We start from the raw sequence: 15,259 nt of genomic DNA, 5'->3' as shown, positions 1-15,259 counted from the left end.
TAATAGCAATAAAACAGTATTTTTTATCGAAAAAAACAAAACTTCGAGACTATCTATCGAGGCTTTTATCCTAGAATTTCTCCTGATCACGCAACATAACAACGCAAGACAAATCAGAGGATAAACAACATGCTGATCGGTGTACCTAAAGAAATAAAAAACCACGAATACCGTGTTGGCCTGACTCCGGCTTCTGTACAGGAGCTGATCAACCGTGGCCATCAGGTCATTGTTGAAACCAACGCTGGCGCTGGCATCGATTTCTCCAACGAGGAGTACGTAGCTGCAGGTGCCGAGATCATTGAAACCGCTGCCGAGGTATTCGAGCGCGCTGAGATGATCGTTAAGGTTAAAGAGCCCCAGCCGCAAGAGTGCGAAATGCTGCGTGAAGGCCAGCTGCTGTACACATACCTGCACCTGGCTCCAGACCCCAAGCAGACCGAGCTGCTGGTTAAGTCCGGCGCAACCTGCGTTGCTTACGAGACTGTAACCGACGAGCGTGGCGGCCTGCCGCTGCTGGCACCGATGTCCGAAGTTGCCGGCCGTATGTCTATCCAAGCAGGTGCTCACCACCTGGAGAAGGCCGAAGGCGGCCGCGGCGTCCTGCTGGGCGGCGTACCGGGTGTTGCTCCGGCTAAAGTACTGGTTATCGGTGGTGGTGTTGTTGGTGACAACGCAGCCGCGATGGCTGTTGGTATGGGCGCTGACGTCACGATCCTTGACCGCTCCCTGCCCCGTCTGCGTCAACTGGATGCCGACTACGAAGGTCGCGCCAAGTGCGTTTACTCCACCGGCAATGCGATCGAAGAGTACGCGCTGGAAGCAGACCTGGTCATCGGTGCGGTTCTGATCCCGGGCGCAGCAGCTCCTAAGCTGTTGACTCGCGACATCATCAGCCGCATGAAGAAAGGCGCCGTTGTTGTTGACGTTGCTATCGACCAAGGCGGTTGCTTCGAAACCTCCAAGGCTACCACTCACCAGGAGCCGACCTACGTGGTTGACGACGTGGTTCACTACTGTGTAGCCAACATGCCTGGCGGCGTAGCTCGTACCTCTACCATGGCCCTGAACAACGCTACTCTGCCGTACGCGCTGGCCCTGGCTGAGAACCCCAAGCAGGCTCTGCTGAGCGACAAGCACCTGCTGAACGGTCTAAACGTTCACAAAGGCATGGTGACCTACAAGGCCGTCGCCGATGTGCTGGGTTACGACTACGTTCCGGCCGAGCAGGCTCTGCAAGAGTAATCAGCAATCCTTGCTGGTAATAAAAAAGGCGCATATCTATGCGCCTTTTTTTTGTTGTCACTCCGACCGAGCAGAGCAAAACTTATCGGTTGGTTCAGGTTCTAACCGGGTTAGAACGCGGCAGATGGGCCTCCAAACCAGCATTTTCCAACGTCCGGTTCAGCATCTGACGGATTTCGGTTTCACTCTGCATCCGCAGGGCATTTTCCACCAGCCCGACTGCCTGTTCATGACTGACCGAGCGGATCACATGCTTGATTCGCGGCAGGCTGTGGGCGTTCATACTGAACGACTTCACCCCCATCCCCATCAACAACAGCACCGCAGCCGGATCGGCAGCCAGCTCACCGCACAGACTGACATCCAGACCATGCTTATAGGCTTGTTCGGAGACATAATTCAACGCCCGAACCACGCTTGGATGTAAGCGGGAGAACAGGTTGGCGACACTCTGATTATTGCGATCCACCGCCAACAGATACTGGGTCAGGTCATTGGTACCGATGGAGATGAAATCCAGTCGCCAGGCCATGTAGTCAAGCAGGAACAGGGTTGAAGGCACTTCGACCATGATCCCCACCGGTGGCTTCTCGACCACCACCCCTTCGGACTGCAAACTCTTGAACGCCTTACGCAACAGCTCAAAGAAGCTATCTACCTCATCCACCGAACTGACCATCGGCAGCAGCATCTTCAGGTTGCCCAGCCCCTCGTTGGCCCGCAGCATCGCCCGAATCTGACCCAGGAAAATTTCCGGATGATCGAGGGTAAAACGGATACCACGCCAGCCCAGGTAAGGATTGTCCTCTTCCACCGGGAAGTACGGCAGCGGCTTATCACCACCGATATCCAGAGTCCGCATCGTTACCGGTCGAGGGTGAAACTCTTTCAGCACCTTACGGTAGATGCGAAACTGCTCCTCTTCGGTGGGGAAGCTCTCATGGATGATGAACGGAATTTCGGTGCGGTAGAGTCCGACACCTTCGGCCCCCTTCTCCAACCCCGGCGAGATATCCGATAGCAGCCCGGTGTTCACCATCAGCGTTACCCGATGCTGGTCCAGGGTTTCAGCCGGCAACTCCTTCAGTTTTTCCAGCGAGCGGTCAAATTCATTGTCTCGTCGAGCCAGGCGGGTGAATTCAGCACGCAGCGCCGAGGACGGCTGAAAATGCACCCGCCCCTGATAGCCGTCGACGATGGCGGACTTACCGGTCAGACGCCGAAGCGGCAACTCCCCCACCCCCATCACCGCCGGTATGCCCAGGGCACTGGCCAGAATGGCGGTATGGGATAACGCCGAGCCCTGCTGACAGATGATTCCCACCAGTTTGTCGCGGGGCACCTCGGCGATATCGGACACGCCGACCACATTACCGACCAGCAGAATCGGCCGATCATAGCTGACGGTCTGGACTTCCGGCTCGACCAGATACTTCAATAACCGCAGACCAATACTTCGAATATCCTCACTACGGGCTTTGAAATAGGGATCTTCCATCGCCTCGAAGATCGCGGCGTGCTCTTCGATCACCACCTTCAGCGCCGCCGCCGAATCGGCGCCATCGCTGATTCGCTGTCGGATCGCATCCTGTAGATCGGGCGAATCCAAGATCAACCGGTAGGCATCGAAAATGGCCTGCACATCGCCGGGGGTACCAGCCATCTGCTCATGGCCCTTATCCAGCTCTTCGTGCACCAGCTTGACCGCATGCTCAAAACGCTCTAATTCGGCAACCGGATCCAGTGCACAGACATCCTCGACATCCTTGAAGCTCAGGGTACTGCCAGCGGCCACCAGGCGACCGATGCCAATACCGGTGGCACCAATAATACCGTTGACGAAGCTATTGCTTTTCTTGCTGGTTTTGATCAGCTCGGCGATCTTACCGCTGTTGATAGCGTCTTTGAGGGTTCCGGACAGGTGAGCCGCGATGGTGACCAGAAAGGCTTCATCTTCGTCGTTGAAGCGACGGGTTGCCTTCTGTTGAACCACCAGCACGCCGACCAGTTTGCGATAGTGAATAACCGGCGCGCCCAGAAAAGCATGGAACGCCTCCTCCTGGGCCTGGGGAAAATAGTGAAACTGTGGGTGCTTGGGGGCATCCTCGATATTGAGCAGCTGCTGCTCCTCGCCGACCTTCCCCACCAAGCCGTCACCCAGCGGCATCCGGATGGTACCAACGCAGGAGGAATCAAGCCCCAGCGTATGCATCAACACCAGCTCGGATTGGTCGGTGTCGAACAGATAGATACTACAGACATCGACCTCCATCACCTCTTTGACCTGGGACGAGATCATCCGCAGTTTTTCGTCGAGGGAAGCGGCCGTATTGACGTCCTGAACAATCCGCTGCATCCGGGCAAGGCTGGGCATGTAGCGCTCCTGCATCAGCTTCGATAAACCATCATCTTCGACGATCGATGGCCAAAAATAAAGACTGATGTCGCCGCCAGCACCGCCAACCACGGCTCGGAGAGGAATTTATTCCTTGCGCGGACCGGGTGTCAGCGGAAACGGGGTGACCTGCCCTTTGGCCTCGCTGACCTTGCTGACCCCCTCTTTTTCGACCTCGTCGATCCGCACGATCGCGTGCATCGGGATAAAGCTTCGGCGCACATCACCAAACAGGCTTTTGAGCCGCTCTTCACCGGGATCGACCAGCATCTGCGAACGACTGCCAAACACAAATTCTTCAATTTCGATAAAGCCATACATGTCAGCCTGATAGACCTGACGGGCATAAACCTCAAACAATTCGTCCTGGTTGACAAACAGGACGCGGTAGATGGCACTGGATTCCTTCATCACTTCAATCCGGCAAACTTGATCGGCGGCAAAAATAGGGGCAATCGACAGCGAATGCAAGGGAGTTAAACGCTGGCGGTCCGGCTAGCCGAGACGGTATAATTGCGCGTTTTGTGTTCACCACCGGGCCAGCTCTTAGCGCTGAATCTCGAGTTCGCCCGGCGCATTGTTTAAAGGTACTACCTTCATGGCCAAAAAGCTGTATATCAAGACCCACGGTTGTCAGATGAACGAGTACGACTCGTCGCGGATCTCCGACCTGCTGGGCGAGAGCCATGAGATGGAACTCACCGAGAACCCCGATGAAGCCGATGTGCTGCTGCTCAACACCTGCTCGATTCGCGAAAAGGCGCAGGAGAAGGTGTTCCATCAGCTGGGTCGCTGGAAAAAACTGAAGCAGGATCGCCCCGAGGTGATGATCGGCGTCGGCGGCTGTGTCGCCAGCCAGGAAGGCACCGCCATCCGCGAGCGCGCCCCTTACGTCGACATGGTGTTCGGCCCCCAGACCCTGCACCGGGTTCCCGAAATGGTCGATCTGACCGAACAGGGTAAAAGCGGTCACGTGGATGTCAGCTTCCCCGAGATCGAAAAGTTCGACCGCCTGCCCGCTCCCACCGTCGAAGGAGTCGAAGCCTATGTGTCGGTGATGGAAGGCTGCAGCAAGTACTGCACCTTCTGCGTGGTGCCCTACACCCGGGGTGAAGAGGTCAGCCGACCGGTCGGCGATATCCTGCTGGAAGTTGAGCAACTGGCCGAACAAGGCGTTCGCGAGATCAACCTGCTGGGCCAGAACGTCAACGCCTACCGCGGTCAAAGCGGTGACGGCGAGACGGTCGACCTGGCCGAACTGATAGGCTACGTCGCCGCCATCGACGGTATCGACCGGATCCGCTTTACCACCTCCCACCCGGTTGAGTTCAGCGACAGCCTGATCCAGGCCTTCGCCGAGATCCCGGAGCTGGTCAGCCATGTCCACCTGCCGGTTCAGAGCGGCTCGGATCGGATTCTGATGGCGATGAAGCGTGGCCACACCGCACTGGAATACAAGTCCAAGATTCGACGCCTGCGCAAGGCCCGCCCGGATATCTCGCTGTCGTCCGACTTTATTATCGGCTTCCCCGGCGAGACCGAAGCGGACTTCGAGGCCACCATGAACCTGATCCACGAGATCGGCTTCGACAATTCGTTCAGTTTTATCTATAGCCCTCGCCCCGGCACTCCGGCGGCCGAGCTGCCCGATGACACCGACGAAGAGATCAAAAAGCAGCGCCTGCAGATTCTGCAGCGCCGGATCGTCTCCCAGGCGATGGACATCTCCACCGCGATGGTCGATACCGAGCAGCGTATCCTGGTCAGCGGCTTCTCCAAGCGTGATCCGGGCAAACTGCAGGGACGTACCGAGAACAACCGGGTGGTCAACTTCCAATGCGACGACCCAGAGCTGATCGGTCGCTTCGCCACCGTTCGAATCCTGCAGGCGTTCCCGAACAGCCTAGCCGGCGAGCTGATCAGCAGCGAACTGGATCAGAATTCATAACCACGATTCGGCTTTTGGATCATACTTAAACCGACTATTCGTGATTTATTTTCCGACTGCTGCCCTATCGGGCAGCAGTCGATAGCAACCAGAGGTCAGTAACCCCCTTGACTACCGACACCGCCGTCCGCTTCACCCTCGAACCGGACAACCCTTCCGACCTGGCCAATCTCTGCGGCCAACTCGACGAACACCTTAAACTGATCGAGCAGCGTCTGGGCATCCAGATCCGCAACCGCGGCAACGACTTTCAACTGGTCGGCGACCACCTGACCACCCAGGCCGTCACCGAAGTACTGCGCGACCTCTACCGCGAAGCCGGTAAAGGCATCCAGCTGACCCCGGACCTGGTGCATCTGTCGTTACAGCAGGCCGACCTGGAAACCAAGGCCGCCGCCAAAGCCCGCGATCAGGTTCAGATCAAGACCCGCAAGGCGCTGATCAAACCCCGCGGTGAGAACCAGAACAGTTATGTTCGCAGCATCCGCGAGCTGGATATCAACTTCGGCATCGGCCCGGCCGGTACCGGCAAGACCTTCCTGGCCGTGGCCTGCGCCGTCGATGCGCTGGAGCGCGACGAAGTTCGCCGGATCCTGCTGGTTCGTCCGGCGGTCGAGGCGGGCGAAAAGCTCGGTTTTCTACCGGGCGACCTGTCCCAGAAGATCGACCCTTACCTGCGCCCGCTCTACGATGCCCTCTACGAGATGCTGGGGTTCGATACCGTCACCAGGCTGATCGAGCGCAACGTGATCGAGGTCGCGCCGCTGGCTTATATGCGTGGCCGCACCCTCAACCATGCCTTCGTGATCCTGGATGAGAGCCAGAACACCACCCGCGAGCAGATGAAAATGTTCCTGACCCGGATCGGCTTCGGCTCCAGCGCGGTGATCACCGGCGACATCACCCAGATCGACCTGCCCCGCGGTACCGAATCGGGCCTCAAGCACGCCATGCGGGTGCTCGACAATGTCGACGGCATCGGCTTCACCCAGTTTCAGGCCAAGGATGTGGTTCGCCACCCGCTGGTGCAGCGGATCGTCCGTGCCTACGACAAGCACCAGAGCGAGACCGAATCTTGAGCATCGAATTGGATCTGCAACTGGCCAGCGATGCGGCCGGATTGCCGTCTGACGAACAGTTCCAGCAATGGGCCGAGCACGCACTCAAGGGGCGCCGAGAGCAGGCGGAGCTGACCATTCGTATCGTCGACGAAACGGAAAGCCAGCAACTGAACCGCGAATATCGCGGCAAGGACAAGCCGACCAATGTCTTATCCTTCCCTTTTGAAGCGCCGCCCGGAATCGAATTAGACTTGCTCGGTGATCTGGTGATCTGTGCTCCCGTGGTCGCACGGGAAGCCGATGAGCAGCACAAAGCGCTGTCGCACCACTGGGCACATATGTTGATCCACGGTATTCTGCACCTGCTCGGTTACGACCATATCAGTGATGAACAGGCCGCCGAGATGGAGCCGCTGGAAACCGAACTACTGGCCGCCTTGGGAATCGAAGACCCCTACGCGCCCCAGTGACCCCCGCGGGCAGAAGCCCGAGGGATTCGACGAGGCAAACTGACGATGCAAAGTGAGGCATCAACTGCATGAGCGAAGATCGATCGACCAACGGTCAGGGCGGCAAGTCCTGGCTGGATAGAATCACCCAAGCCTTCTCCGATGAACCCCGCGACCGTGATGATCTGCTGGTACTGCTGAAAAGTGCCGAAGACAGCCAGGTCCTGGACAGCGAAGCGCTTGGCATCATCGAAGGCGCCATGGCCGTCTCGGACATGCAGGTTCGCGACATCATGATCCCGCGCCCCCAGATGGTCGTCATCGACTCCACTCTGACCCCGCAACAGTTTCTACCCGAGATGATCGACGCCTCTCACTCCCGCTTCCCGGTGATCGGTGAATCCCCGGACGAAGTGATCGGCATCCTACTGGCCAAAGACCTGCTGCCGTTCCTGCTGCGCGAAAGCATCGACAGCATCAATATTCAGGACCTGCTTCGCCCGGCCACTTTCGTGCCGGAGAGCAAACGCCTCAACACCCTGCTGGGCGAGTTCCGTGCCACCCGCAGTCATATGGCCGTGGTCGTCGACGAATACGGCGGCATCGCCGGTCTGATCACCATCGAGGATGTGCTGGAGCAGATCGTCGGCGAGATCGAAGACGAATACGATGCCGAAGAGGAAGATACCCCGATCAAGCAGATCGAGGACAACGCCTATATCGTCAAGGCGCTGACCGAGATCGAAGACTTCAACGACTACTTCAACGCCCACCTCGATGATGACGAGTTCGACACCGTCGGCGGCATCGTCACCCACTGCTTCGGGCACCTGCCACAGCGAGACGAACAGGTAGACTTTGAAGGATTCCGCTTCAAGGTACTCAACGCCGACAACCGTCGAATCCGGTTGCTACAGGTGTCGCGTCTGCAAGTCCCAAGCTAACGGGCTCATCCAGCTTGGATAAGCTCCGCCCCCCTCGCTGGTTTCCAGCGCAACTGCTAAGCGGCCCAGCAGGTGGCCTGGTTGCGCTGTTGGCCGGTGCTATGGCACCGCTCGGTTTCGCGCCGTTCGACATCTGGCCGCTCAGCATCCTCTCCTGCACTATCCTGCTGGCCTGCTTGCAAGCTAGCCCCAAGCCACGCCGGGCAGCATGGATCGGCTGGCTATACGGCGTGGGATTCTATGGGGTTGGCGTCTCCTGGGTCTACGTCAGCATCAACCAGTTCGGAAATGCTCCACCCTGGCTGGCCGGCTTTCTAACCGCCGCGTTCGGGCTGGCGATGGCGTTGTTTTTTGCCCTGCACGGCTACCTCTATCGACGTCTGATCAGACAAGCACCCTGGAGCCTCTGGCTCGGTTTCGCCGCGCTCTGGATACTGGCCGAGTGGTTCCGTAGCTGGTTCCTGACCGGATTTCCCTGGCTGCTGCTGGGCTATGCCAGCATCGACACCTGGCTGGCCGGCTGGGCACCGCTCACCGGTATCTACGGTCTCAGCGGATTCAGCGCCCTGCTGGCCGCGGCACTCTACCTGCTGTTCCGCCATCCGGGTCGAAATAGCCTGGTACGACTGGGACTGAGCCTGTTGCCTTTTGTATTGGGCGCTCTGCTGCAACAGCAAAGCTGGACTCAGCCGAAAGATGCCTCGGCCTTGCGAGTGGCACTGATTCAGGGAAATATTCCACAGGAGCTGAAATGGCACCCGGACTACCGCGACCAGATCATCGACCACTACCTCTCCTTGAGCGAACCTCTACTGGAAGAAGGCTCTCGCAAAGCAGATCTAATCATCTGGCCGGAAACCGCCATCCCGCTGCTGTTTCACCAGGCTCAACAGCGCTTGGCGCCGTTCAATTCCCAACTGAGCCGCCACGATACCGGGCTGATCAGCGGTATCCCCTACCGCTCGGCACCCCAACCTAGCTCGGAACCTACCTATCACAACTCCATCATGGCACTGGGAAGCGCCGACGGCCTGTACCATAAACAGCGACTGGTCCCGTTTGGCGAGTATGTCCCGCTGGAGCAATGGTTGCGCGGCCTGATCGATTTCTTCGATCTACCGATGTCGAGTTTCTCGCTGGGTCCTGAGCAGCAGCCGCCATTGCAACTGCATCACCGTGGCAAGGCGCTCAATCTGTCCGCTTCGATCTGTTACGAGATCGTCTATCCGGATCTGATCGCATCGGGAGCCGAACAGGCCGAGTTACTGTTAACCATCAGCAACGACAGCTGGTTCGGTGACAGCTTGGCGCCCCACCAGCATCTGCAGATGGCCCGAATGCGTGCACTGGAAAACGGTCGTTATCTGCTGCGGGCCACCAACAATGGAATCTCGGCACTGATCGGCCCCGACGGTGAGCTGCTCTCACAGGGCCCACAGTTCGTCGTCGATGTGCTGTCGCTGGAAGCCAGGCCGATGACCGGCCAAACCCCCTTCACCCGGCTGGGATCTACCCCGGTTCTATGCCTTAGCCTGGCGCTATTGGGACTACTCCATCTGGGAAGAGTGCTGCCAAAGCAGCGGCTCAAGGATGCCGTTTAAGCCCCCTGACGGCATCGAAAACTCTTTCTAGATCACCGCCATCAAACAGAGATTTATCCTGTTTTGTACAACCCTGCGGTGAGATCAGCTGCTCAGCCTCTAAGCCAAAAACTAGACCGAGATCAAAAAAGCTTAGGTATAACCCTTATTCGCACTGGTTTTATCAGGTCCGCCAAGATAGTGTTAGCCCCCTACTAAAGAATAATAAACCTAGTCCCGCAGTTTGGAGATTAAGGACAATGGGCCTGAACTTAACTTTTCGTCGCAAGATCGCCTTGGCGATCGCTCTCACCGCCGCCGGCACCATCGCGTTGTGCTTGACGGCGTTACTATCACTCAAGTCGGTACTCAACTCCTCTGAACATGTCAGCGAGCTGGGTGGGGCAGCCGATGCCCTGATGGAGCTGCAGATTGAGCTCTACGCGCTGGTGGAACAGCGGGCCGAGCTAACCCCTGACAAAATCGAAGCCTTCCAGCAGGGTCAACAACTGATCCTGTCGGAGTTTGTGCCGGCGTTGGAGCAAGCCACTGCCAATACAGACAGCAGCATTCAGGGCTACACCGCCGATATCCCCGGACTGGTGCGCGAGCATATCCAGACGCTGAGCGAATGGACCCGGATGAAAACCGAATTCGGTTTGAATGCCGAACTCGGCCTGCATGGCGAGCTCAATCACCTGGGCGGACAGCTCAGCGGTCTGGTCTCCAGCTTCTCCGGCCTGTCGGGAATCATGCAGGAGGTCCGCCAATACGAGAAAGACTTCCTGATCGAAGCCGACCCGGCCAAGTCCAAGCTGGCGCTCGAAGCACTGAACGATCTGATCACCAATTTGACCGAATTTGGATTTGAGAACTACGTCGAGGTGGCTAAGCAGTATGAAGCCGCCCTCAACGAGGTTACCGCTCGCTATGGCGAAGTACTGACTCTGCAACAACAATTGACCCAACAGGTCGGCGACATCATCCAACGCTCCGGTGACGCCGAACACTACCTTGAAGATCAGGTGATCGTCGCCGCCAGAGCCGAGTCCAACCAAACCGTGGAACGCGCCCAAGCCACCATGATCGGTGTCGGCCTGCTGGTCTTGATACTGGTGATCACACTGCTGGCCTGGACCGGTATCGGCGCCATTCGCGGGCTGAACCGGACCATCAACGCCCTGAACCAGATCGCCGGGGGCAACCTGACTGTCAAGGTCGACAAGCAGGCGGACGATGAGTTCGGTCAGCTGGCCGATGCCGTTAACCAGATGACCGACGACCTGCATGGCATCGTCAGCCACGTCACCAGCACCAGCAACGAACTCAGCGGCATGTCCGGCTCACTGTCGTCGGCAGTTGAAACGATCGCAACCAGCAACAGCTTCACCTCAGAGCAAACCACCTCAATGGCGGCGGCCACCGAGCAGATGAACGCCACCGTAGCCGAGGTTGCGCAGACCACAGTCAAGGTTAATGACGGCGCCAAGATGGCGCACCAGGCTGCCAGCGAAGGGGGACAGATTATCTCTCGTGCTCTGGACGCGCTCAGCGATGTTGCCGAAGTGGTCAACCGTAACGTCGAACAGATGCACGAGCTGGGGCGCCGCTCAGAAAAGATCGATGTGGTGATCGAGGTAATCAAGAACGTCGCCGAACAAACCAACCTGCTGGCCCTGAATGCCGCCATCGAAGCAGCTCGGGCCGGCGAAGCGGGTCGGGGGTTTGCCGTAGTCGCCGATGAGGTTCGAACCCTGGCCGAAAAAACCGTCGGTGCCTCGAACGAGATTACCGAAATCGTCCACGAGCTACAGGCCGGCACTCGGAATGCTATCGCCTCTATCGAGACCGGCCGGGAGAACGTCGAGCGCGGCAACCAGTACGGTGTCGAAGCGGCTGATGCTGTCCGCGCGATCGAAGGCCAGGTAGAGACCGCTTCGGATCAGACCCAGCAGATCGCCGTCGCCATCGAGCAGTTGGCCAGCACCGTCAAAGAGATCGCCGAAAATATGGAACAGGTTTCAGGCTCTTTGGATCAGAGCTCAACCGAGTCCAACTCGATCGTCGAGGCCAGCCAGCAGGTAGCCCAACGGGCTATCGAGCTGAAGCAGATGACGACTCGCTTTGAGGTCAGCGCGGCATAACTTTCCGACGCCCCTCCCCGGCTTCTTGCCGGGGAGAACTGGCCTGCTCTGCGTCCAGTTTCCCGTTATCAAATAAGACTGTACTATCTGCCAGCTTGGAGAAGCTAACAGAGAACCAGCAACGGGCACACCGATGAACCGAACTAAACCCATTCAAGAGCCAACTGTGAACGCTGAGCAGTTGGATGAGCGGCTAAGTAACCGCTATCGGGTGCTGTTCACCGATTCCAAGGTCCCGATGTTGCTGATCGATCCATCAACCGGATCGATCATTGATGCCAATGATTGTGCCTGTCGCTACTACGGTTACGACCACCGGCAGCTCACCGCCCTGAAGATCAGCCAGATCAATCAGTACACCGCCGAAGAGGTGGACCTTGAGATGCGCCGAGCGATGGCCGAAAAACGAAATCACTTCTTTTTTGTCCACCAACTGAGCGATGGCAGCCTCCGACACGTCGAAGTTCATTCGGGCAAGGTCGAAATCGACAACCGAGACTACCTCTTCTCCATCATCCATGACATCACCGACCGACACACCGCCGAACAACAGCTTAAATCCCTGAATCAGGACTTTATTACGCTGCTGGAGAACACCTCTGATTTTGTTTTCTACAAAGATAAAGACCGACGTTTCAGATTCTGTAGCCAACGACTGGCTAAATTAACCGGTCATAACAATTGGAAGGAAATCATTGGAAAAACTGAACGCGATATCTTCCCCGAAGAGCTGGCAACAAATTATTTATCAGAAGAGCCTGAACTATTTAAAAAAGCCGAGCCAATACTGGATCGTATTGAACCCTTCCTTAACGAAAAAGGTGAAAAAGGCTGGGTCAGCACCAGTAAATGGCCCGTATTAAATAGCCAAGGAGGTATCGATGGGATTTTTGGAATAAGCAGAGATGTTACGGCTAAACAGAACTCAGAAGAACAGTTAAGAATTGCCGCCAGCGTTTTTCAAAACGTCAGCGAAGGAATCATCGTAACCGATACCAATGGCATTATTATTGAAACAAATAACGCTTTCTGCAGTTTATCCGGCTACTCCAGAGAGGAAGTTATCAATACAAACCCCCGGTTTCTGAAATCCGGCTACCACGATGACAATTTTTTCGCACAGATGTGGCATTCGCTGAAAACAGAAGGGGCTTGGAAAGGGGAAACCTGGAACCGCCGCAAGGATGGACAACTGTTTGCCTGCCGAACCACGATTAAAGCGGTCACCGGCCCGGACGGCACTGTCAGCCAATATATCGGCGTAATGACCGACATCACCGCCTTACTGCGCCACCACGAAGAGGTGGAGCAGATGGCCTACTATGACACCCTAACAAGGCTGCCGAACCGAACCCTGTTGTCGGACAGGCTGGCTCAAGCCTTGGCCAATGGCAAACGAAACCAAAATACGATCGCCATCTGTTTTTTGGATCTGGATAATTTCAAACCGGTCAATGATCAATATGGCCACAGGGCTGGAGACCTATTGCTGGTTGAGGTTGCCAATAGAATCACCGAGTGCATCCGTGAACATGACACCGTTGCACGCCTGGGCGGTGATGAATTTGCTTTGGTGTTAACCCAACTACAGTCTGATTCCGACCTGGAACAGATCGTTAAAAGGATTTTGTCATCCATCACTCAGCCCTTCAAACTACCCAACCAACAACAGGTAGCCGTGTCCGCCAGTATCGGTATCTGCCTCCATCCCGATTATCCTCAAGACGGTGACTTGCTGCTTCGTTATGCGGATCTGGCGATGTACAAAGCCAAAGAGATGGGTCGAAATCGATATTATATTTATCGTGAAGGTCAGATTTAAATCTCAGCCATAACGCAAAATCTAACATTAATCTCTTGATAGATTTAGTTATAAAATAACTATTATTAATCACCTACAATACTTTTCTATTTATCCATGACAAAGTCTGACTTGAGCTGATTTTGGATCCGGAAAGCGCCCCGGCCGGCAGATATAACATATCGGAATAACTTTAAAAGATTTCGAACACTACCTATCCAATAGTCATATAAGGCACACTCGACAACTACTGGCAATTGATTTTTACCGTTTGGAATCTTAGTATTTCGAATCCATTCTGTTCAGCCATCGGTAATTAATAATGCTAGATATTGCAAAGGCCAACCAAGAGCTACGAGATGCCTCGCCTCAAAAGATCATCGAATCAGCGCTTGCACAGGCCAAGAATCCAATCACCACGACCAACTTCGGGCCTTTCGAAGCGGTGATTCTGCATATGGCAGTTCAGGTGAAAGCCGATATTCCCGTGGTTTGGATCGACTCTGGCTATAACACGCGGGAGACCTACAAGGTCGCTCAACAGCTGATCGAAGCACTGAACCTGAATATCGATGTGTACACTCCCAAGGTCAGCGCAGCTCGCTGCGATGCCGCTCTGGGTGGCATTCCCAGCGTTGATGACGAACGCCACGCCGAGTTCACCGAGCAGTTCAAACTGGAACCGTTTGCCCGGGCCATGAAAGAGCACCAGCCCGACGTCTGGTTTACTGCCGTACGCAGCGAACAGACCGCCTTCCGTCAGGATATGGAAATTTTCGGTACCGGCCCCAACGGCGTGCTCAAGGTGGCTCCGCTGCTGCATTGGAAAGAGGCCGATATGCAGCGCTATCTGGAAGAGAACAATCTACCCAACGTGATCAAGTATTTTGACCCCACCAAGGCCCTAGCCAACCGTGAGTGCGGTCTGCACACCAAACTCTGATCAGCGCTCGGCCGGTGCGTTAAAAAATTGCACTTCAAACAAAAAAGGCAGCCTACTCGGCTGCCTTTTTTGTTCTATGGATTTGAACGGCCAACCCTAGGTCGACCCCGAACCCAATTACTTATCCCAGACACCACTATCTCGGTGGAAAAAACGATTATTGCATTGGTGACAAGGCTCGATCAGTGTCGTCTGCGGTAGTTTGACCAGGGCGCCGCACTCAAGACAGCGTAACTGCCCAGCCGCCGCTACCTCGCCGGCCAGGTAATCCTCCGGACCATGATCCAACCGCAACTGCAGCTCGGTCTGATCGATCCGGGTCTGATCAGCCAGACCAAACAAGCGCTCCACCAGGGTGTACTCCAACGCCTGTAGATCAAAATTGAGCCAATTGGCGAGCCCTTCGCCGGTTTTATGCAACGCTGTACCTGCCTCACGAAGGTCTCGTTGCAGGTAGGCCTGCAGCAGGTCCAGCTCTTCGCGGGTCATCTCTTCAGCGGCCAGTTCGATCCGTGCAGCTTCCTCAATCTGATCCTTGATATAGGGCCAGGAACGCTCTTCTACCTTGCCGATCGACAAGTACACCCGCTCCAACAGGCGGTTATAAACCTCAGGAGCGCTATCGGGCAACTTCGGCCCGGACTTTTGCGGATCTTTATCAGTCATATCCTCTCCTCCAACGGGCAAAAAACCTATCTGCCACAGCCTATCTATTGTATCCTAGCCGCTTTTCTCTACGCCCGATCCAA

At 56.2% G+C, this 15,259-nt stretch carries 12 protein-coding genes; 9 read left to right on the top strand and 3 right to left on the bottom strand.

Annotation, left to right across the window (positions count from 1 at the left end; all coding sequences use genetic code 11):
• The first annotated feature begins 129 nt into the window (after positions 1-129).
• A complete protein-coding gene (ald, locus tag DV711_RS00490) occupies positions 130-1,245 on the top strand; it encodes an alanine dehydrogenase (protein WP_114693701.1) in 1,116 nt (371 codons plus the stop codon).
• A gap of 94 nt (positions 1,246-1,339) precedes the next feature.
• Here ald and ptsP read toward each other — a convergent pair whose 3' ends face one another.
• A complete protein-coding gene (gene ptsP, locus DV711_RS00485) occupies positions 1,340-3,619 on the bottom strand; it encodes a phosphoenolpyruvate--protein phosphotransferase (protein WP_165839953.1) in 2,280 nt (759 codons plus the stop codon).
• A 108-nt stretch (positions 3,620-3,727) separates the two neighbouring features.
• A complete protein-coding gene (locus DV711_RS00480) occupies positions 3,728-4,051 on the bottom strand; it encodes a DUF1820 family protein (protein WP_114693699.1) in 324 nt (107 codons plus the stop codon).
• A gap of 187 nt (positions 4,052-4,238) precedes the next feature.
• Here DV711_RS00480 and miaB point away from each other — a divergent pair, with 187 nt between their 5' ends.
• The 8 genes from miaB to DV711_RS00440 all read left to right on the top strand — a co-directional run bounded on the left by miaB (position 4,239) and on the right by DV711_RS00440 (position 14,510).
• Entirely contained in the window at positions 4,239-5,588 is a 1,350-nt protein-coding gene (gene miaB / locus DV711_RS00475; RefSeq protein WP_114693698.1) for a tRNA (N6-isopentenyl adenosine(37)-C2)-methylthiotransferase MiaB, read from the top strand.
• A gap of 107 nt (positions 5,589-5,695) precedes the next feature.
• Positions 5,696-6,667: a PhoH family protein gene (locus DV711_RS00470; RefSeq protein ID WP_114693697.1), complete on the top strand. Its 972-nt coding sequence runs from the start codon at positions 5,696-5,698 to the stop codon at positions 6,665-6,667.
• Entirely contained in the window at positions 6,664-7,119 is a 456-nt protein-coding gene (ybeY, locus tag DV711_RS00465) for an rRNA maturation RNase YbeY (protein ID WP_114693696.1), read from the top strand. Before DV711_RS00470 ends, ybeY begins: the two co-directional genes overlap by 4 nt.
• A gap of 68 nt (positions 7,120-7,187) precedes the next feature.
• The gene (locus DV711_RS00460) at positions 7,188-8,042 is read left to right on the top strand and encodes an HlyC/CorC family transporter (RefSeq protein WP_114693695.1); all 855 of its coding nucleotides are present in this window, start codon (positions 7,188-7,190) and stop codon (positions 8,040-8,042) included.
• Between the two features lie 101 nt (positions 8,043-8,143).
• Positions 8,144-9,643, top strand: coding sequence for an apolipoprotein N-acyltransferase (gene lnt, locus DV711_RS00455; RefSeq protein ID WP_114694869.1), 1,500 nt, complete (start codon positions 8,144-8,146; stop codon positions 9,641-9,643).
• A gap of 239 nt (positions 9,644-9,882) precedes the next feature.
• Positions 9,883-11,766, top strand: coding sequence for a methyl-accepting chemotaxis protein (locus DV711_RS00450; RefSeq protein ID WP_114693694.1), 1,884 nt, complete (start codon positions 9,883-9,885; stop codon positions 11,764-11,766).
• A gap of 166 nt (positions 11,767-11,932) precedes the next feature.
• Entirely contained in the window at positions 11,933-13,588 is a 1,656-nt protein-coding gene (locus DV711_RS00445) for a sensor domain-containing protein (protein ID WP_165839952.1), read from the top strand.
• A gap of 301 nt (positions 13,589-13,889) precedes the next feature.
• Positions 13,890-14,510, top strand: a complete 621-nt coding sequence (locus DV711_RS00440; RefSeq protein WP_114693692.1) for a phosphoadenosine phosphosulfate reductase domain-containing protein — start codon at positions 13,890-13,892, stop codon at positions 14,508-14,510.
• 117 nt (positions 14,511-14,627) lie between these two features.
• Here DV711_RS00440 and DV711_RS00435 read toward each other — a convergent pair whose 3' ends face one another.
• Positions 14,628-15,176 (bottom strand): zinc ribbon-containing protein, encoded by a 549-nt coding sequence (locus DV711_RS00435; protein ID WP_114693691.1) that lies wholly within the window; start codon positions 15,174-15,176, stop codon positions 14,628-14,630.
• Positions 15,177-15,259 lie beyond the last annotated feature (83 nt).

The organism is Motiliproteus coralliicola (genome assembly GCF_003345655.1).
GTDB lineage: Bacteria > Pseudomonadota > Gammaproteobacteria > Pseudomonadales > Balneatricaceae > Motiliproteus > Motiliproteus coralliicola.
Note: the sequence above shows the minus strand (reverse complement) of the source record. Positions and strands in the feature narration are given on the sequence as shown.

What these genes read in the sequence shown, in the direction of transcription:
- ald (WP_114693701.1), top strand. Translation starts at nt 130, where the DNA reads ATGCTGATCGGTGTACCTAAAGAAATAAAAAACCACGAATACCGTGTT.
- ptsP (WP_165839953.1), bottom strand. Translation starts at nt 3,619, where the DNA reads ATGCCCAGCCTTGCCCGGATGCAGCGGATTGTTCAGGACGTCAATACG.
- DV711_RS00480 (WP_114693699.1), bottom strand. Translation starts at nt 4,051, where the DNA reads ATGAAGGAATCCAGTGCCATCTACCGCGTCCTGTTTGTCAACCAGGAC.
- miaB (WP_114693698.1), top strand. Translation starts at nt 4,239, where the DNA reads ATGGCCAAAAAGCTGTATATCAAGACCCACGGTTGTCAGATGAACGAG.
- DV711_RS00460 (WP_114693695.1), top strand. Translation starts at nt 7,188, where the DNA reads ATGAGCGAAGATCGATCGACCAACGGTCAGGGCGGCAAGTCCTGGCTG.
- lnt (WP_114694869.1), top strand. Translation starts at nt 8,144, where the DNA reads ATGGCACCGCTCGGTTTCGCGCCGTTCGACATCTGGCCGCTCAGCATC.
- DV711_RS00450 (WP_114693694.1), top strand. Translation starts at nt 9,883, where the DNA reads ATGGGCCTGAACTTAACTTTTCGTCGCAAGATCGCCTTGGCGATCGCT.
- DV711_RS00440 (WP_114693692.1), top strand. Translation starts at nt 13,890, where the DNA reads ATGCTAGATATTGCAAAGGCCAACCAAGAGCTACGAGATGCCTCGCCT.
- DV711_RS00435 (WP_114693691.1), bottom strand. Translation starts at nt 15,176, where the DNA reads ATGACTGATAAAGATCCGCAAAAGTCCGGGCCGAAGTTGCCCGATAGC.